The 17,372-nt window shown below is 39.2% G+C and carries 19 protein-coding genes; 4 read left to right on the forward strand and 15 right to left on the reverse strand.

Annotation, left to right across the window (positions count from 1 at the left end; translation table 11 throughout):
• Nucleotides 1-106: 106 nt before the first annotated feature.
• Together prmA and tpiA are read right to left on the reverse strand one after the other, a co-directional pair.
• Nucleotides 107-937, reverse strand: coding sequence for a 50S ribosomal protein L11 methyltransferase (gene prmA, locus AACZ73_RS01855; RefSeq protein ID WP_339874881.1), 831 nt, complete (start codon nt 935-937; stop codon nt 107-109).
• Nucleotides 938-943: 6 nt separating this feature from the next.
• Nucleotides 944-1,705 (reverse strand): triose-phosphate isomerase, encoded by a 762-nt coding sequence (gene tpiA / locus AACZ73_RS01860; protein WP_339874882.1) that lies wholly within the window; start codon nt 1,703-1,705, stop codon nt 944-946.
• A gap of 72 nt (nt 1,706-1,777) precedes the next feature.
• On the opposite strand from tpiA, the gene AACZ73_RS01865 reads away from it, so the two are divergent.
• Entirely contained in the window at nt 1,778-2,293 is a 516-nt protein-coding gene (locus tag AACZ73_RS01865; protein WP_339874883.1) for a regulatory protein RecX, read from the forward strand.
• 159 nt (nt 2,294-2,452) lie between these two features.
• On the opposite strand, the gene crtD is transcribed toward AACZ73_RS01865, so the two are convergent.
• Entirely contained in the window at nt 2,453-3,916 is a 1,464-nt protein-coding gene (gene crtD / locus AACZ73_RS01870) for a 1-hydroxycarotenoid 3,4-desaturase CrtD (protein WP_339874884.1), read from the reverse strand.
• A 104-nt stretch (nt 3,917-4,020) separates the two neighbouring features.
• Here crtD and AACZ73_RS01875 point away from each other — a divergent pair, with 104 nt between their 5' ends.
• From AACZ73_RS01875 to AACZ73_RS01885, 3 genes are all read left to right on the forward strand, one after another.
• Nucleotides 4,021-4,359, forward strand: a complete 339-nt coding sequence (locus AACZ73_RS01875) for a hypothetical protein (RefSeq protein ID WP_339874886.1) — start codon at nt 4,021-4,023, stop codon at nt 4,357-4,359.
• Between the two features lie 143 nt (nt 4,360-4,502).
• Entirely contained in the window at nt 4,503-5,219 is a 717-nt protein-coding gene (locus tag AACZ73_RS01880; protein WP_339874887.1) for a hypothetical protein, read from the forward strand.
• A 150-nt stretch (nt 5,220-5,369) separates the two neighbouring features.
• Nucleotides 5,370-5,666, forward strand: a complete 297-nt coding sequence (locus tag AACZ73_RS01885; RefSeq protein WP_339874889.1) for a helix-turn-helix transcriptional regulator — start codon at nt 5,370-5,372, stop codon at nt 5,664-5,666.
• A gap of 55 nt (nt 5,667-5,721) precedes the next feature.
• On the opposite strand, the gene AACZ73_RS01890 is transcribed toward AACZ73_RS01885, so the two are convergent.
• The 12 genes from AACZ73_RS01890 to AACZ73_RS01945 all read right to left on the reverse strand — a co-directional run bounded on the left by AACZ73_RS01890 (nt 5,722) and on the right by AACZ73_RS01945 (nt 17,208).
• Nucleotides 5,722-7,188, reverse strand: a complete 1,467-nt coding sequence (locus tag AACZ73_RS01890; protein ID WP_339874891.1) for a glycine--tRNA ligase — start codon at nt 7,186-7,188, stop codon at nt 5,722-5,724.
• Nucleotides 7,189-7,315: 127 nt separating this feature from the next.
• A complete protein-coding gene (locus AACZ73_RS01895; protein ID WP_339874893.1) occupies nt 7,316-7,753 on the reverse strand; it encodes an outer membrane insertion C- signal in 438 nt (145 codons plus the stop codon).
• A 56-nt stretch (nt 7,754-7,809) separates the two neighbouring features.
• On the reverse strand, nt 7,810-8,856 hold the full coding sequence (locus tag AACZ73_RS01900) for a Gfo/Idh/MocA family oxidoreductase (RefSeq protein WP_339874895.1): 1,047 nt from the start codon (nt 8,854-8,856) through the stop codon (nt 7,810-7,812).
• Nucleotides 8,856-9,482 carry a response regulator transcription factor gene (locus AACZ73_RS01905; protein ID WP_339874897.1) on the reverse strand — a complete coding sequence of 209 codons (627 nt, stop codon included), beginning with the start codon at nt 9,480-9,482 and terminating at the stop codon, nt 8,856-8,858. Before AACZ73_RS01905 ends, AACZ73_RS01900 begins: the two co-directional genes overlap by 1 nt.
• Before the next feature lie 55 nt (nt 9,483-9,537).
• The gene (locus AACZ73_RS01910) at nt 9,538-10,293 is read right to left on the reverse strand and encodes an ATP-binding protein (protein ID WP_339874899.1); all 756 of its coding nucleotides are present in this window, start codon (nt 10,291-10,293) and stop codon (nt 9,538-9,540) included.
• A complete protein-coding gene (locus AACZ73_RS01915) occupies nt 10,280-10,762 on the reverse strand; it encodes a histidine kinase (RefSeq protein ID WP_339874901.1) in 483 nt (160 codons plus the stop codon). The genes AACZ73_RS01910 and AACZ73_RS01915 overlap by 14 nt, the downstream gene beginning before the upstream one ends.
• Nucleotides 10,763-11,124: 362 nt before the next feature.
• Entirely contained in the window at nt 11,125-11,892 is a 768-nt protein-coding gene (locus AACZ73_RS01920) for a histidine kinase (protein ID WP_339874902.1), read from the reverse strand.
• Nucleotides 11,893-11,894: 2 nt separating this feature from the next.
• A complete protein-coding gene (locus AACZ73_RS01925; protein WP_339874903.1) occupies nt 11,895-12,293 on the reverse strand; it encodes a molecular chaperone DnaK in 399 nt (132 codons plus the stop codon).
• A gap of 139 nt (nt 12,294-12,432) precedes the next feature.
• On the reverse strand, nt 12,433-15,405 hold the full coding sequence (gene secDF, locus AACZ73_RS01930; RefSeq protein ID WP_339874905.1) for a protein translocase subunit SecDF: 2,973 nt from the start codon (nt 15,403-15,405) through the stop codon (nt 12,433-12,435).
• 92 nt (nt 15,406-15,497) lie between these two features.
• The gene (locus tag AACZ73_RS01935) at nt 15,498-15,854 is read right to left on the reverse strand and encodes a hypothetical protein (protein WP_339874907.1); all 357 of its coding nucleotides are present in this window, start codon (nt 15,852-15,854) and stop codon (nt 15,498-15,500) included.
• A 123-nt stretch (nt 15,855-15,977) separates the two neighbouring features.
• Nucleotides 15,978-16,595, reverse strand: coding sequence for a uridine-cytidine kinase (locus tag AACZ73_RS01940; protein WP_339874909.1), 618 nt, complete (start codon nt 16,593-16,595; stop codon nt 15,978-15,980).
• A gap of 37 nt (nt 16,596-16,632) precedes the next feature.
• Nucleotides 16,633-17,208 (reverse strand): non-canonical purine NTP diphosphatase, encoded by a 576-nt coding sequence (locus tag AACZ73_RS01945; protein ID WP_339874911.1) that lies wholly within the window; start codon nt 17,206-17,208, stop codon nt 16,633-16,635.
• Nucleotides 17,209-17,372: the final 164 nt, after the last annotated feature.

Below are 17,372 nucleotides of genomic sequence, written 5' to 3' on the forward strand. Positions count from 1 at the left end.
ACGATTTACGGCGGCAAAGCAGAATTGAAGAATGGGATAATCTAAACCATACAACTCACAAATGTTACAACTTACTTTTTTTACTTCCCACTTCGGTCTGCTGTCTTCAAGCGTTCTTCTGTAAAATCAACGCGGCCCAATTATCCTTGCTTTGCTGTGAAATCAACTCTAAACCAAGTGGCTTTGCGCAAGCATCCAAATCCTCAACATCCTCTGTGTAAAACCCACTGAGTAACAAAAACCCTTCTGGCTTCAACAAACCAGTATAAATCCCCATTTCATCAAGTAATACATTCTTATTGATGTTAGCTAGAACTATGTCGAATTCACCCTGCGGATTTACTTCTCTGATCGTTCCCAACTCCATTCGGGTGGTTAATCCATTTAGGTCAAAATTCTCATTTCCATTATCCACACACCAATCATCGATATCAAAAGCTTCGATTTCACTAGCTCCGAGTAAATGCGCCATTACGGCAAGAATTCCAGTTCCTGAGCCCACATCCAACACGCGCTTTCCTTGGTGGTCTATCTGACCTTGATGACGAAGCATCTGGAAAGTAGTCGCATGATGACCTGTCCCAAAAGACATTTTGGGATTGATTACAATCTCGTGTTTGAACTCAGGCTTGCTTGGGTGAAAAGACGCTCTCACGTAAACCAGATCATCGACGGCAATGGGGTCGTAATTCTTTTCCCATTCCTCATTCCAGTTGATTTTTGGCATCAGGCCTTCTTCCAAAGTGATTTCAGCATCAACTTTATATTGAGCTATCACTTCATCGAAGGCCACTCGATCAAAATCTGACTCCAGTGTATAAGCATCGATTCCCTCCTCAGTTTCGAGGAAGGAATCAAAGCCTATCATGGATAGTTCAGCGATAAGGATTTCCCGGAATTGCTCCAGGCACTTGATTTTAAACTCCAGGTAATCCATTTTTTCTTAGAATGATTTGATAATATCTACGAAGTCACGGGACTTCAACGATGCGCCACCGATCAATCCGCCATCCACATCAGGCTTCGCGAAAAGCTCCTGTGCATTCTTTGGATTACAACTACCTCCGTAAAGGATAGAAGTGTTATCAGCGATGTCTTTTCCGTATTTAGAAGCTATGTGTCTTCTCAAGGCCGCATGCATGTCTTGCGCTTCCTCAGAGCTTGCTGTTTTGCCCGTACCAATCGCCCAGATCGGCTCATAAGCAATTACGATCTTGGAGAAATCCTCAGGGCTCAAGTCAAAAAGACCTTCTGTCAACTGGAATTTCACATTTGGCTCATGGGTACCTGCAGTTCTTATCTCAAGAGATTCCCCACAGCAGAAGATTGGAGTCAAACCATTGGCAAGCGCAAGCTTTACTTTGGTAGCAAGCATCTCATTGCTTTCTTTGAAATATTCACGGCGCTCGCTATGACCGATGATTACATATTGTGCTCCAAAAGATGCTAGGATCTTGGCAGAAACTTCACCTGTAAATGCTCCAGCTTCTTTATCAGAACAGTTCTGAGCTCCGATGAAAACACCTTTTGCTTGCCCTATTAGTTTTTTGACTGGGAAAATATGTGGAAAAGGAGGGTTAAGCACAGCGATAGCTTCGCCAGAATGCTCGTCCTTCATCATGTTTAAAATTTCGGAAGTAAGGGTCTGACCTTCTTCGAAAGTCATGTTCATTTTCCAGTTGCCGGCTACGATTTTCTTACGCATAATGAGTTTTGAAAATTTAATAAGGTTTGATAAAAAAGGGATTCGCTATAATTTGGTTTAAAATTACGGAAAATGTCCAGTTGGGGAAAATATAAGCCAAATGAGTCAGGAAAAAACTCCTGGTCGCAGGAAGAAGCTTTTGAAAAGCTGACAACTTTCTGTGCTTATCAGGAGCGTTGTCCCTGGGAAGTTCGTCGGAAACTTTATGAAAAAGGTATCAATGATGAACCTGCGGAGAAAATAATTTCGGAATTGATAGCAGCCGAATTTGTGAATGAGGAGCGTTATGCGAGATCTTTTGCACGGGGCAAATTCAGGCTGAAAAAATGGGGCAGGAACAGAATTCGGATAGAACTGAAAATGCGCGAAATCTCAGAAGACCTCATCCGAAAAGGCATGACTGAAATCGATCCTGAAGAGTATTACGACACACTTTTATCCCAGACAGAAAAAAAATGGGAAACCACACGAGAACCCGAGGCTTACAAAAAGAAATTCAAAGTCACGCAGTATTTAATGGGCAAGGGCTTTGAAATGGACTTGGTGAAGGAAGCGATTGAAAGTTTGATCAGTGATCAGTCGCAGTGATCAGTCGCAGTGATCAGTCCTTGGGGTAGTCACCCTGAGCGAAAACGAAGGGTTCATGGGCTGGAAAAAATAGAGATTGCCACGTCCTTCCTCCTCGCAATGACGTCCGCACATTTTTGAAATTAACAAACGGAGACTGCGACTGAAAACTGCCTACTGCTATTCTATCATCTCACTCATAATTTTCGCAGAAAGCAAGCAAAGCGGAATCCCTCCTCCAGGATGCACAGATCCTCCACAGAAGTATAGGTTTTTAATCGAGGAAGAGTAATTCGCATGTCGTAGAAATGCCGCAAACTTATTATTAGAGCTATTTCCATAAAGCGCACCTTGAGCTGAGGAAGTTTTAGATTCTATGGTTCTTGGATCAAGGATTTCCTCCACTTCGATCAAAGACTCGACATCTGTCTTTAAGATGCGATTGAGCTTATGAATAATATTCCTTTTAGCCTCTGCAATCATTTTATCCCAATCCTGTCCTTGGTTATTAGGGACATTAATCATCGTGAACCAATTCATGCATCCTTCTGGAGCATCGTCTGATTTATGTGTAGAAGTGATGTTCACATAGATCGTAGGATCGTCGTAGATCGTCCAACGCTTGAAAATATGCTCAAATTCCAAAGGGTAATTATCCGAGAAAAAAATATTGTGGAGATCCAACTCAGGAAAATCCCTCTTAATCCCCCAATAGAAAATAAGAGCAGAACTAGATTTCGGTTGCTTAAGTAAAAGTTTGGGTTGTCTTTGATCTTTTAGAATGGTCTTATAAGCGTTGACCATATCCATATTGTTAACCACCAAATCCGCTATTCGATTTTCCCCATTTACTTTAATTCCTATTGCCTCTCCATTTTCTACTAAGACCTTTTCCACTTTATCGCCAAAATGATATCCTACCCCAAGCTCCTCTGATAGTTTGAATAAGCTCTGGGTGATGTCATGCATGCCTTTTTTTGGGAAAAATGCTCCAATATTAAATTCCAGGTGCGGAATAATATTCAGCGTCGCCGGTGTCTCAAAAGGATTCGATCCATTGTACGTCGCATAGCGATTGAATAGTTGCACCAATTTCGGATGTGAAAATTGCTTTCTATTCGCCTCATTCATGCTGGAGAAAATTCCCAACTTTCCCATTTTCAAATAGGATTTCAATGCTTGGGGATTTGTCCAGGTATCCATCTTATGAAGTGAGCGATTCATAAATAGTGGAGCTAAGCTGTCGTAAATAAAGGCCGATTGTCTGAGTGCATCACGAATACTTGATGCCGGCTCGCCAAGGTTGGATTGTACTTCCTCTGCAAATTGATCCAGATCAGCATAAGCTTTCAGGTTTGTTCCATCTTCCCAAAAGTATTGGCAGGTCACATCCAATTTTTCATAGACAAAGTAATCCTCTGGTCTTTTGCCTGCCAACCGAAAAAGCTCATCCACCTGCTCAGGAAGTGTAAAAAGGGAAGGCCCGGCATCGAATCGATACCCTTCTATTTCAATTTCAGAAAGCTTTCCGCCAGGATAAGCGTTAGCTTCAAATACTTCAACGTGGTAGCCTTTTATCGCTAATCTTATTGAAGCTGCAATACCAGCTATTCCTGAACCTATGATTATTGCTTTCTTGGTCATGAAACTCTATTCAAACCCTAAACTAGGAATTTTTAAAAAAGTTAGGCCGATTGTAGCGGGGAGTCTATAAGTTCCGTAGAGATTATACACCTAATTGCTTTTTTATGAAAAACTTACTACTACTTTCTTTTTTAGGAATAATTTTCTTTTCCTGTGAAAAACTAGAAGAACCGGAGATTTTGGGAACCTATACCTATATCCCTGAAGCTTGCGATCCTGGAGCGGACCCTGAATTTGGTTGTTCTAATACATTAACACTTTCTACTGACGGAGTTGCAGACATTCTACCAAGTGGAGATATTATGTATAGAACTACTTTTAAGGTTAGAGGCGAAAAAATCATAGTGGCCAAAGCGGATGAGGTGATCGACCAATACGTTTTCCGCTATTTGGATAATTCCACTTTGAAAAATGAAAGGGATGGAACTTTGTGGGTTAAGTGAAATATATAAGTTCACCACTGTGCAATTCTCGGAATTTGAATCGCCTTAAAAACGAAGTATAAATCACATTATTAAAATTAATTACATCTTTCACTTGTATTTTTTAATTTATGCTCTTATATTTGATCATAAATTAAAATGGAATGGAAAACAATAAGCCATTACGGATATTTGAAGTATCAAGCAGAATCGGTATTCTAATTCAGGATTTAATTAAGGCTCTTCGAGAATCCGGAGTTGAAGCTTATAATTCGCCAAACTTTATCCTCGATAGTTCACATATTGACATAATATCTGATTTTTATGTTAGATCAGTCAAAGATTCATTTAGCTACACTAAAAAAAATAGACATATATTCTCCTCTAACCGAGAGGATCTTCATAAAAAATTCTATTCGCAATTCATACCCGAATTCTCACCTTTTAGTCATTTAGACAATGGTTTTGATTATGAGAGTTGGGATAAAGTTATTAATGAATTTACCCTTGAAAGGGTTTTAGAATTTGAATTAGATGAAACTCTAATTAGAAGCCATTTTTATATATCCGTTTATCAGGAATATTCTCCAGTGCATAAGAAATATTTTAATACGAGTAAACTTTTAAGATTAAGACTAAGGTTAAAATCAATAGGCAAAATATTTGATTTGAATAAAAGAGATCAAATTTCTGCATTAATCAACTTTGGAAATTACCACACTTTTTCTTCGGAAGAAGACCATAAACATGAAGCTTTCCCTTTTAACAGCTTCTCATTTATGGTAAAATCTATACGAGAAGCTAAAATTATTTCTGCAATAAATTTTAGTTTCAATCATGAAAAAACATCAAGAATTAATACGAAAAATACAATCCTGTAACTTATCTAAAGAAGATAAAAAACAATTACTAGATATACTTAATGACGAAAATTCGAATTATGACGATTTTTTGAAAGTATTTATATCAATTCTCAAATTAGGACACGAATTCTCAAAATTTCTAGATTTCGGTCCGTAAATCTTAAATATATGAACATCGGGGCAGCTATAAAGCAAGTTAGAAAGGAAAAAGGTCTTGGTCAAAAGGATGTTGCTGAAAAATGTAATATCTCTGTAAACGCCTTAAGTCAGATAGAAACAAATCTATCTTTCCCTCAAAAAGGTACACTTCAAAAAATCAGTGATGTACTTAATGTTCCAGTTTCTTATCTTCTTTTCCTTTCAATAAGTGATGAAGACGTACCAGAGTCTAAAAGAGAGGCCTTTAATTATTTAAATTCTGCAGTAAAATCTATCCTCTTAGACTCACTTGAAGAAAAAGTTTAAAATATAAAAAACCTCTAAGATCACTCTCAGAGGTTTTTTTATGCCTTTCCGTTTCTTACAACTTCTCGAAAACCCTTCTAAAGCTAGTAGCTTCAGCTATTCTGCCATGAAGCTCAGAGATAGGAACTCTTTCCTGCTCTGTGGTATCACGATGACGAATCGTTACAGTATTGTCTTCTAAAGTCTGATGATCTACAGCGATACAGAATGGCGTACCAATCAGATCCTGACGCGCATAACGCTTACCGATTGAAGCGGCATCTTCATAAATGATATTGAAATCGTATTTCAGCAATTCCACAATCTCTTTCCCTTTTTCAGGCAAGCCGTCTTTCTTCGTGATGGGAAGAATTGCTGCTTTTACTGGAGCAATGGCTGGATGAAGCTTTAAGAACGTTCTGCTTTTCTCTTCTTTATTTTCTTCCGTATAAGCATTGCAAAGGGTCAATAAGAACAAACGATCCGCTCCAATGGAAGTCTCGATTACATAAGGGATGTAATTCTGATTCACCTCAGGATCAAAGTACTGCTGTTTCTTTCTAGAGAAATCCTGATGTGATTTTAGATCAAAATCGGTTCTGGAGTGAATACCTTCCACTTCTTTGAATCCAAATGGGAAGTCAAACTCAATATCCATCGCTGCATTGGCGTAGTGAGCTAGCTTTTCATGATCATGCTTTCTCAGTTTTTCCGCAGGAGTTCCTAGTGCCAAATGCCATTTCATACGCATATCAGCCCATTTCTGGTACCATTCTAGTTCAGTTCCAGGACGGACGAAGAATTGCATCTCCATTTGTTCAAATTCCCTCATACGGAAGATAAACTGACGGGCAACGATTTCATTTCTGAAAGCTTTACCAATTTGTGCAATTCCAAAAGGAACCTTCATTCTGGCAGTTTTCTGCACATTCAGGAAGTTCACGAAGATACCCTGAGCAGTTTCAGGTCTTAGGTAAATCGTAGTGGAATCTTCAGCCACGGAACCTACTTGCGTAGAGAACATCAGGTTGAATTGACGAACGTCCGTCCAGTTGGAAGTACCAGAGATAGGACATTTGATGTTTTCATTGGTGATCAAATCCCGTACTCCATCTAGATCTTCTGCTTCCAGTAATTTCGCCAAAGCTCCTGTCAAAGCATTTGCCTTTTCTATATCTCCAGCTCTTTCAAATACAGCTGCATGCTCCTCCACCAAAACATCCGCACGGTAGCGTTTCTTAGAATCCTTGTTATCAATCATAGGATCGTTAAAGCTGTCTACATGACCTGAAGCTTTCCACGTAGTAGGATGCATAAAAATCGCTGCATCGATCCCTACGATATTATCCTGAACCCGTGTCATGGTCTCCCACCACAGACGCTTCAGGTTATTTTTTAATTCAACACCATAAGCACCATAATCATACACTGCCTGAAGGCCGTCGTAGATCTCAGAACTAGGGTAAACAAATCCATACTCTTTGGCATGGGAAATAATATCTTTCAATTGCGCGTTTTCCGCAGGAGTTTCTGTTTTTGCCATAGGCGCAAAAATAGGGAAACTAATTGAAATCTCAGGGATATTGGAACCGATCCATTTTGCTCTAAAACTTAAAAAGGTCAACTCAATTGCTGAGTTGACCTTTTTTGGCTATGGGTGGCTTATTGTTTTATCTAAAAGTGTATTTCACTCCTATTCCTCCTCTGAGATATGTATCGTTATGATTTGCGATAACCGGTGCTGCTTCTATAAGAAATCCTAGGTCCTTAGTGTTGAAAGGTTTGATCAACACACCAACAGGAATAGCGACATAAATATCATTGTGGTCATCGTGATGCTTATGATGATGATCTCCCAGCAAACCTAGCCCGGCGCCTACGTATGCATTCACTTCACTTTTTCGTACAAAGTTATAGCCTCCCATCAACTCTAATCCGATATCGTGGCCGATTCCCAATCTTGCTTCTCCAAAGAATTCCTTATCTGTATCTGTACCTACAGTAATGAAGGTGTCCGAAGTCTGGAAATTTATACCTACAGAAACTTGGGCTTTGGAAATTGAAATAAAAGCAAAAAGCGAAAATGCTAATAAGAATACTTTTTTCATGGTGATTTAAGATTATTTCTAATCACTCTCCCCAAGAAAGAGCCAAACTTAAAAAATCACCATCCTCCTTCTAATTTTGAAATCCTTTTTCCTGATTTAGCACTTTCAAAAGATGACTCTATTATCTTCAATACATTGATGGTCTGTGGAATGGTGACATCCAGCGTTGCACCTTTTAAAATGGCATCTGCGACATTTTGATAAAGTATTCTATAATCTCCTGGAATGGTTTTATAAGCTTTTGTCTCCCCATTGAGGAAAATATTCCCCCACTTTTCCTCAGTTTCTAGTCCCCAGAAAGTACCTTCGGGCTTTTCTCCAGCTTTGAATGCCGCTTCCTGCACATCCAACCCGAATTTCTGGTAAGAACCATTTTTGCCCAGCAGCAAAAATTTTGGAGTAGCCACATTTACCAAAGCTCCGGCTGTAACTCTGGCTTTGAGAGAACCGTAGTCCAGAATAATATCAAAGTAATCATCGGCAATCGCTCCGGTTCTTTGTTTACGGATATCTGCCTGTATCCAGTTTGGCAAACCAAAAAGCAAGACTACCTGATCAATCAAATGAGCACCAAGGTCATAAGTGATTCCATTACCAGGCACTTCCTTTTCCCTCCAATTCTCCGAAACGTCGGGCCTGAAACGATCAAAGTGGGATTCCAGGTAAACCAAATCTCCAAGTTCTCCTTCCCTTACCAGCTTCTGTAGCGTCATGAAATCCCCATCATACCGGCGATTATGAAACACAGAACAGATCAGTCCCTTCTCCTCAGCTAACTTATTAAGCTCCTCAGCTTCGTGGGAAAAAATCGTCACCGGCTTATCTACCACCACATGTTTTCCTGCTTGGAGGCACTGCATAGCCATTGGAAAGTGATATTCATTTGGCGTGGTAATCACAATTAAATCTGCACCATCAGCTGACAACAAATCATCCAAACTTCGGTAAGTTGTGGTAGTATAAAGCTCTTCGCATCGGTTAGTCTTACGCTCCACTGATGCTACTAGTTCTAGATCAGGGCAGGCATTTATCAAAGGCGCATGCATTTTTTCAGCTACAGAGCCGAAACCGACTATAGCCGTTTTTATAGGATTACTCATCATTAAATATTCATTTCGTGGGCCTTATTCACCAGCTCAACTCTGGAGCTCACCTGTAGTTTCAGATGGATGTTTTTCCGATGCGTCTCCACAGTTTGCTTGCTTAGATTTAGTATCTGGGCTATTTCGCGGTTTTGAATTCCTTCCTTGATCAGATGTATGATTTCAGTCTCCCTTCGGCTAAGCTTATACTTCAGTCGGAAGGCATCATAATATTCTCCCAGCAGTGCCTGTTTCTTGACACGGTCAAAATTTAAAATATGCCTACCTTCATGAACTTCGTTTATGGTAAAAATTAATTCATCGGGATCAGCATCTTTGAGAATAAATGCATCTGCCTCTTTATCAATGCACTTTTTGTAAATCTTTTCCTCATCGTACATGGATAGAACTACCACCTTCACATGGGAAAGTTCTCTTTTACAATGATCCAATACTCCAAAACCATCCAAGAGGGGCATATTGAGGTCTGTAAGTACCACGTCCACTGGGTTTTTTGCAATATAATCACAGAGTTCTTTACCATTTGGAAAGACACCAACAACAATGAATTCATCTACATCATCTAGAATTCCTTCTATTCCTTTTGCAAATAATGTGTGGTCATCAGCCAGGGCAATCCTGATCATGAGTGGGGGGATTATATTATTAAAGGAGATTATAACCCAAATTAGAATGTATTATCTAATTAGGCAAGGTTAAAGTGATTTCTGTTCCTATGCCGACAGATGAAGTCAGGTGAAATTCACCGCCAATAGTCTCCATTCTCATCTTAAGATTAGTCATTCCACTTCCCTTTGAGGGTTGGGAACTATCAAAACCTTTGCCGTCATCCTTAATTCTTATCTGTTTTCTATTTCCATTTTCCTCGATCCTAATCAGGATTTTATCCGGCAAAGCGTGCTTGATGGCATTGTTTAGAGATTCTTGGATTACCCGGATCAAAACAAGCTTTGACTCCTTTGGTAAATCGACCAAGTCAAAATCTGCCTGCAATGTAGTCGCACAAAAACCAGTAGCTTCTATCCGATCAAGTTGCTGTCCGATAAATTCACTGATACTGATAGACTCCACCCAATCTAGATTCAGTTGCTTGGATAATCCCCGCACTTCCCTTATTGCCTGTGCGAGAATCTCTCTTCCCTCTGCGTGTTTTTCAGGTTTGATAGAGCCAAAATTCAACTTTGCCAGGGAAAGCAACTGTCCAATATTATCATGAAGCTCTCTACCTATATGTGTGAGTGTCTCTTGCTGTATCTCGTTTTCAATATTCAGTAAAGTCATCTCATGTTCAGATTTGATCTGATCTACCTTCTGACGGTTTTGGGCCTGACGTTGTCTATGGATAAACACCATGGAAATAACGAAAGTGGACATGATCCCTCCCAGAAATATCGTAGCAAAAATGATTACATATACTTGATCTTCAGTCGGTTCCATAGAATGGTTCTTTTTCAAATAGTTTTGGCAGCTTAGGAGAAGCGATTGTCAGAACAAGTATGGCCAAATTAAAACAGCCCATTACTGTTTCTGTTTGAGAAAGTGATATACCAAGCCCATAATTATAAGTGACCAAGTAAGGCTTACTTACATCATTGATGTAGGTTAAAGAGTAGGTAAAGAGAATAAATGTCATTTGCCAAAAGGAAGTTAGTCTTAGGGGATTTGAATTGAGGTACGCATCGTTTTTCATCAATCCCACGAAATAGAGCCAACTTCCCACCAAAATCATATTTGCCCCTATGGTAAATATAATAGGCTGAAACCAATAAATAGGCTCTATTCCTGAAAACTGTATAATCTGACTGCTTACCACAAACGCAATCAACATCCAGTTGATGTACTTCTTATTGGAGGGCACGAGCCAGGACTTAATTAAAAAGAGGTAGAGAATTGTCAAAACTTGCATATTAGCGATGTTAAATAACCATAAATTATATCTGGGAAATTCCGTATTGCCAAGAAATGCATTCACTGACTTTTTGAACTCATAATTGTAGTTGGTATAGGCTCCCATATTTTCATAACACACAGTGAAAGCCAAAATTAAAAATGGGAGCCAGTACCTACTATTTGATCTTTCACTCCCTGACAACTTTAAAAAATATATAATACCAATTGTCAATATTATATCTATGGAGATTAGATACCAATCTCCAAATGTCTGGAAAAATTTAGTATCCATTTTTATGTAAAGGATACGTTTTATTTGGAAACAAAGCATACAGTAATAAAGATGGTATGCACCAAAAAAAAACGTAAAGATAACCTTTATTTGAATCCATAAGTAGGCTCTTTTTCAAAAATCCCCGGCAATAGCGGTGACGCTACGGTCAATGTAAGCACAGCCAAATTGGTAATTAAGATTACATTGCCCATTTGCTGTAAAGCCTTTCCCAAAACAGGATTAACCGAATAGAGATATAATAGGGATACCCAAAAGATATAAGTCAGGGTAAAAGTGAACATAATTAAAGTCATCTGCCAAAATGATATTAGCTTCAATGGATTGCTAGCCAAATAGTCTTCCTGGCTGATCAATCCTATAAAATATAATCCACTACCAATCAATATCAAATTGGCTCCAATGGTAAATAAAATAGGCTGATTAAAATAAAGTGGTTCTATACCTAAAAATGTAATCACGCATACTATGGGTATGTAAATATAAATCATCCAATTAATGTATTTCTTTTTGGACGTCGCCAGCCAAGACTTAATTAAAACTAAATAGAGTATTACCCCGATCTGGTTTTCTGCAATATTATAGACCCAGATGTTAAACTTAGGATATTCAGTATTTCCCAAATAGGCATTTACTGATTTTTTAAATTCGTAGTTGTAATTCGTATAAGCTCCAAAATTCTGATAAAAAACAGTGAATACTAAAATCAAAAAAGGAAGCCAATACTGAATATCGGCTCTCTTTTCTTTTGGCAATTTGATAAAGCAAGCAACCCCAATAATCAATAGTAGATCAAGGGGTATTAATAGTTCACCATTCGAAATGAAGAATGACTGGATGAACCTACTTTCCATACTTAATTACTTGTAGGTTCTGGTTCACAATTGTAAGGGCACATTAATCTTCCACCCTGATATTCATCTTCGGTTCCGCCTAAGGTGTGTAGCTTATTTTCATTGAGATTGGCTGCACGCATTACCAAAGTCATCTGTCCGGTATAGGCAGCACCCTCTTTTGGATAGGCTTTCTCAGCAGTTTCATCAGTGTGTTCAGTGAAATAAAATTGAATCCCACCCACTTTGGGATCTTTGTCTGCTTGAGCCAATAATCCCTCTAAAGTCTCCCGATCAAAAAATATCCACTTAGTTTGATTGGTTTTATCTTGGTCTTTTGTCCCTTTGGCAGGCTTACCTTTTTTTACTTCTTTGTCATACTTTGATTGCATGCTTTCGAAGTCTTCTTTCGAAATTTTCATTTAAAAGTGTTTTAAAAGTTTGAAACAGGTTAGGTATTAATAAAATTCACCTCAAAAGATACAAACTTTCCCACTTAGAGGGCAATAAAAAAGGAGTGAGATCGTCTCCCACTCCTTTCTAAATTAGGTTAATAATAGCTTATGCAAGCTTTTTAGCTTCTTTAGCAGCACTTTCCTGTTCTATTTCTCTTTTCATCAAATCCACTACAATAGGAGTAGCGATATAGATCGATGAATAAGTACCTACCAATATACCGATGAATAGCGCAAATGAGAAGCCTCTCAATACCTCACCACCGAATATCAATAGTACAATCACCACAATCAATGTAGTAAATGAAGTAATCAAGGTACGACCCAAAGTCTGGTTGATGGCATCATTGAATACCTTCACCAGCTTGTTTGTACCTCTGGTCTCGATATTCTCACGAATACGGTCAAATACAATTACAGTATCGTTAATCGAATAACCAATCACTGTCAATACTGCTGCGATAAAGACTTGGTCAATCTCAAACGTAGCACCAAAAGCACTCGCGATCGCAAATGCTGCAATCACAAACAACGTATCGTGAATCAAGGCTATAATGGATGCCAAAGAGAATTGCCACTTACGGAATCTAAGTAAAATATAAAGGAAGATGGCAACAAGTGCAACGATCATAGCTTCTGCTGAAGATGCCTTAATATCATCTGCCACAGTAGCCCCTACTTTAGAAGATCCTGTGATGGCAAACTGTCCATCTGTTAGCGTAGCAGCATCTTCGGTAAAATTCAAACCAGTCACAGAAGCAATACCTTCCCTAACTTTAGTCTCTACTTCCTCATTGGAAGCAGCGTCATCTTCAGTGACCAAATACGAAGTAGTCACTTTCAGTACGTTGTTTGAACCGTAAGTCTTCACTTCTACAGATCCGTCAAATTCACTATCCAACCCGGATTTCAATTCAGAAGCCGGGATGGCATCATTAAATTCTACAATGTATGAACGACCACCTGTGAAGTCAACGCCGAATTTCAATCCATTGACAGCGGCGATACCTAATCCAATCACGATAATTGCAGAAGAAATTAGGTAGGCAATTTTTCTTTTACCCAAAAAGTCAAAGTTCAATCCGCTTAATGCATTCTTTGCAAAAGGAGTAGCAAAACTAATGGAGCTCTTATCTCCTTTTTTGCTCATCCATGATACGATAACTCTGGTGATGAATACAGCAGAGAAGAAAGATGACGCAATACCAATCATCAATACAATCGCAAATCCTTTTACAGGACCTTGTCCCAAAGCAAATAGAATCGCACCGGTAAGGAAAGTCGTTACGTTTGAATCGAGAATCGCAGAGAATGCTTTACTATAACCAGCATTGATCGCTGCCATCAGGCTGACACCATTACGGAGTTCTTCCTTGATACGCTCAAAGATCAGCACGTTTGCATCTATGGACATACCTATCGTCAACACAATACCTGCGATGCCCGGCAATGTCAGGGCAGTACCTAGCTGAGCAAGGATTCCAAGAATAAAGAAGATGTTGAAAACCAATGCTGAAATAGCGATAAGGCCGCCTTTAGCGTAATACGCCACCATGAATAGGATCACAATAGCAAGACCTGCCACCATAGAGATCAAACCTTGATTTAAAGCTTCTCTACCCAATGTTGGACCGATGATGCTTTCTTCTACGATTTGAGTTGGAGCTGGAAGAGAACCTGACTTTAGGATGTTTGCCAAATCTTGGGCCTCTTGTAAGGTGAAGTTTCCGGATATTTCAGACTGACCAGTAGGGATTTCTCCGTTTACCACTGGAGCAGTGTATACATAATCATCCAAAACAACCGCGATTCTTCTACCCATATTTTCAGCGGTCAGTTTTCGCCATTTTCTAGCGCCGTCCGCATTCATCTGCATGGATACTGCAGGTCTTGAAGACTGATCTAAAGTCTGACGGGCATCTGTTACCACATCGCCCTCAAGAGGAGCTTCGTCTGTTCCCCTTACAGCTTTAATCGCATAAAGTTCAAGCGTCTCGGTACCATCTTCTGCTTCGAATGGTTTTACTCCCCAAAGTAATTTGATGTCTCTAGGCAATAAAGCTTTGTAATCATCATTTTTAATAATGCGGTTTATAGCCATTGTGTCACGAAGCTCATAAGCCAATCCGTAATTAGGCTTCAATAAACTGAACAATGGTGAAATCGTATTGTCTCCTGCTTTGGTAGGGTCTATTTCTGCAAGTTGTTTCTCTAAAGCATTTCTTAAAGAATCCTCTTCTGAAAGATTCTCAGTGGCTACTGTATCTGCTTCCGCAGGTTGAGCTGATTTATTGGCAGCTACCCAAGCACTGTTCACAGACTCCAATGCAGCTCCGATCTCATTAGTCTCAGCTACTTCCCAGAATTGTAATTTAGCTACTCCTTGAAGTAGATTTCTTACTCTTTCCTGATTGTCCACTCCTGGCAATTCGATCTGGATACGACCAGAACCTTGAATTCTTTGGATGTTAGGCTGCGAAGTACCAAATCTATCAATACGGGTTCTAAGGATATTAAAAGAACGCTCTATCGCATTTTCTACTTCGTTATCGATGATTTCCAGGATTTCTGAATCAGAAGACTCCAAAGAAATACGACCTCTGTTTGCTGCTGTAGCGAAGATGCTGCTCAGATTTTTATTTGGGCTGTTTCTCTTCCATGCTGCATAGAACAGGTCCACATACTTATCAGTAGAAGTCTTTGCCTCTTCACGGGCTTCCTCTACAGATTTATTGAATGCTGCATCCTTAGGATTACCGGCAAGTCCTTTGACGATTTCTACAGGAGAAACTGCCAAAGTAACATGCATACCCCCTTGAAGGTCAAGACCCAATCCAAGTTCCGTTTCTTTTACTTCCTGAAAAGTGAAATCAGCACCTAGGAAATTATATACCGGAGCTCTCCAGATAGAATCGAGATAGCTTTGTCTTTTCGAAAAATCCACATTTCCAGACGCATCCGTTGCGTAATCCTGGGCCTTTTGCTGGATATTGTTTGATACAAATGTGAATGACAGATAGTACAAGCATAATGCTGTAACGATCACTGTCAAAAACACAATGACACCTTTGTTTTGCATGAGAAATTGAAATTATTAATTGATTGTAAATACAGAGTTTTGGCTTGCCTGAATCTCAGGAAGCGGTTTTTCACCAGAAAACAAAAAAGAACTTAGGGTCCTTTGGTGGATATGATACGCTCAAAAAGTATTTCTACGAGCTGGTTAGGTTGAATAACCGAGGTTGATTCAGTAACAAATGAAGATCCTTCGAATCTTACTATATCATGAATAAGGTAAAGAATGCTATGCGATACATGGACTACAAAGGGTACTACTGCATCGACTGCTACATTCAAAAAAGTCTGGTCCTGCTCATTGGAAGCTTTCTTGTCTTGTTTTTCAACTTTGACAACTTCTCCATTTTCAGGTACATATTCTACGCTCGAAATAAACAAACAAAACAGCAAAGCGAGCATCACCGTGAGGCGTTGCTGGAATAAGTTGCTATTTCTTTTAGTTGCTTTCATGCGGCGCAAATATAGCCAATTATTTAAAATGAGAAATTCTCATGGGAAAAATTCTGTTTCAAGAGAATGAAATCGAAATAATATGTTAAAAATCAGATGGTTAACAAAATTACTTCCTGTTTATTAAACAATCCGCATTCGTAAATAACTACGAATAACTTCCAGCGCCTTGTCAAAATTATGGTTATTAGGCACGATGAGATCTGCATCATTCATGAACGGCTTGATATATTTCTCATAAGTGGGCATAACATGCTGCTCATAGCGATAAAGCACATCATCTAGATCATAGCCTCTTTCTACCTTGTCACGGATGATTCTACGTTTAAGCTTTATGTGGTCTTTAGCATCTATAAAAACTTTCAGATCCAGCAGATTTGCCAATTCCGGATAATACAACACAAAAATTCCCTCCACAACAACTACAGGAGAAGATTTGAAAGTCAGCATTTTAGGCTTCTTCGCCGCGTTATTGAAGGTATATTCCTCTCTTAGTACGGTCTCGCCTGCCTGGATCTTGCGGATATCTGCTGCGTACTCCTCAAAATCAATACTTTCCGGCCGATCAAAATTATGTACACCATGCTCATCGATTGGCTGCATTTCCCTAGGCTTGTAGTAATTATCCTGAGAAATAAGACAAACCTCACCGTCCTCAAAAGAATTTAGTAGTCGTTCCAAAAAAAGTGTTTTTCCTGAAGCAGAGCCCCCGGTAATACCGACGATGAATGGTTTTTTCATGGGGCAAAGTTAAGGTGATTTTCTTCTTTAAACAGAATTATATATTGCTTAAAAAGGAAATGAGCGCTCTGACAGCTTTGCCACGATGTGAAATTGCGTTCTTTTCTGCCATTGTAAGCTGCGCAAAAGACTGAACATATCCGTTAGGTACAAACACAGAATCGTAACCAAATCCACCGTCGCCCTTTCTTTCCTTCAAAATCTCCCCTTCGGCTACTCCTTCAAATTTGTATTCTTCATCACCTAGCAACAATGCAATCACTGTTTTAAAGCGAGCCTTTCGTAGTGAGGATTTTTCAAGGTTTTTCAGCAAAAGATCGATGTTTCTGTCATCGCTTCTAGGTTCGCCAGCATATCTTCCAGAGTAGACCCCTGGCTCTCCTTCCAGTGCATCTACTTCTAATCCTGTATCATCTGCAAAGCAATCCACTCCAAAATGCTCCTTAACATATCGTGCTTTTTGGAAAGCATTGTGCTCCAATGTGTCACCCGTTTCAGGAAGCTCATCTATGCATCCTATATCTTTCAAGGAAACAATTTCGAAGTTGTCACCAAGCGCGGCTTTTACTTCTTCTACTTTTTTTTGGTTGTTGGTGGCAAAGCAAATTTTCATGTGTTTCTAATTTTATTTTTATAAATCACATGGAATCCCACATTCATTGTAAAAATTCTACTGTGGGACACTCCGGCCATGCTCAATTTCATATTTCAAAAATAGAGGTTAATGTTTTTCGGTACTAGTAGGGAAGAAAAATATCCTATTGTTTATTCCTCGCT

Source organism: uncultured Algoriphagus sp. (assembly GCF_963974835.1).
GTDB lineage: Bacteria > Bacteroidota > Bacteroidia > Cytophagales > Cyclobacteriaceae > Algoriphagus.

Coding starts and splice junctions, on each gene's coding strand:
- prmA (WP_339874881.1), bottom strand. CDS start 937: ATGGATTACCTGGAGTTTAAAATCAAGTGCCTGGAGCAATTCCGGGAA.
- tpiA (WP_339874882.1), bottom strand. CDS start 1,705: ATGCGTAAGAAAATCGTAGCCGGCAACTGGAAAATGAACATGACTTTC.
- AACZ73_RS01865 (WP_339874883.1), top strand. CDS start 1,778: ATGTCCAGTTGGGGAAAATATAAGCCAAATGAGTCAGGAAAAAACTCC.
- crtD (WP_339874884.1), bottom strand. CDS start 3,916: ATGACCAAGAAAGCAATAATCATAGGTTCAGGAATAGCTGGTATTGCA.
- AACZ73_RS01875 (WP_339874886.1), top strand. CDS start 4,021: ATGAAAAACTTACTACTACTTTCTTTTTTAGGAATAATTTTCTTTTCC.
- AACZ73_RS01880 (WP_339874887.1), top strand. CDS start 4,503: ATGGAAAACAATAAGCCATTACGGATATTTGAAGTATCAAGCAGAATC.
- AACZ73_RS01885 (WP_339874889.1), top strand. CDS start 5,370: ATGAACATCGGGGCAGCTATAAAGCAAGTTAGAAAGGAAAAAGGTCTT.
- AACZ73_RS01890 (WP_339874891.1), bottom strand. CDS start 7,188: ATGGCAAAAACAGAAACTCCTGCGGAAAACGCGCAATTGAAAGATATT.
- AACZ73_RS01895 (WP_339874893.1), bottom strand. CDS start 7,753: ATGAAAAAAGTATTCTTATTAGCATTTTCGCTTTTTGCTTTTATTTCA.
- AACZ73_RS01900 (WP_339874895.1), bottom strand. CDS start 8,856: ATGATGAGTAATCCTATAAAAACGGCTATAGTCGGTTTCGGCTCTGTA.
- AACZ73_RS01905 (WP_339874897.1), bottom strand. CDS start 9,482: ATGATCAGGATTGCCCTGGCTGATGACCACACATTATTTGCAAAAGGA.
- AACZ73_RS01910 (WP_339874899.1), bottom strand. CDS start 10,293: ATGGAACCGACTGAAGATCAAGTATATGTAATCATTTTTGCTACGATA.
- AACZ73_RS01915 (WP_339874901.1), bottom strand. CDS start 10,762: ATGCAAGTTTTGACAATTCTCTACCTCTTTTTAATTAAGTCCTGGCTC.
- AACZ73_RS01920 (WP_339874902.1), bottom strand. CDS start 11,892: ATGGAAAGTAGGTTCATCCAGTCATTCTTCATTTCGAATGGTGAACTA.
- AACZ73_RS01925 (WP_339874903.1), bottom strand. CDS start 12,293: ATGAAAATTTCGAAAGAAGACTTCGAAAGCATGCAATCAAAGTATGAC.
- secDF (WP_339874905.1), bottom strand. CDS start 15,405: ATGCAAAACAAAGGTGTCATTGTGTTTTTGACAGTGATCGTTACAGCA.
- AACZ73_RS01935 (WP_339874907.1), bottom strand. CDS start 15,854: ATGAAAGCAACTAAAAGAAATAGCAACTTATTCCAGCAACGCCTCACG.
- AACZ73_RS01940 (WP_339874909.1), bottom strand. CDS start 16,595: ATGAAAAAACCATTCATCGTCGGTATTACCGGGGGCTCTGCTTCAGGA.
- AACZ73_RS01945 (WP_339874911.1), bottom strand. CDS start 17,208: ATGAAAATTTGCTTTGCCACCAACAACCAAAAAAAAGTAGAAGAAGTA.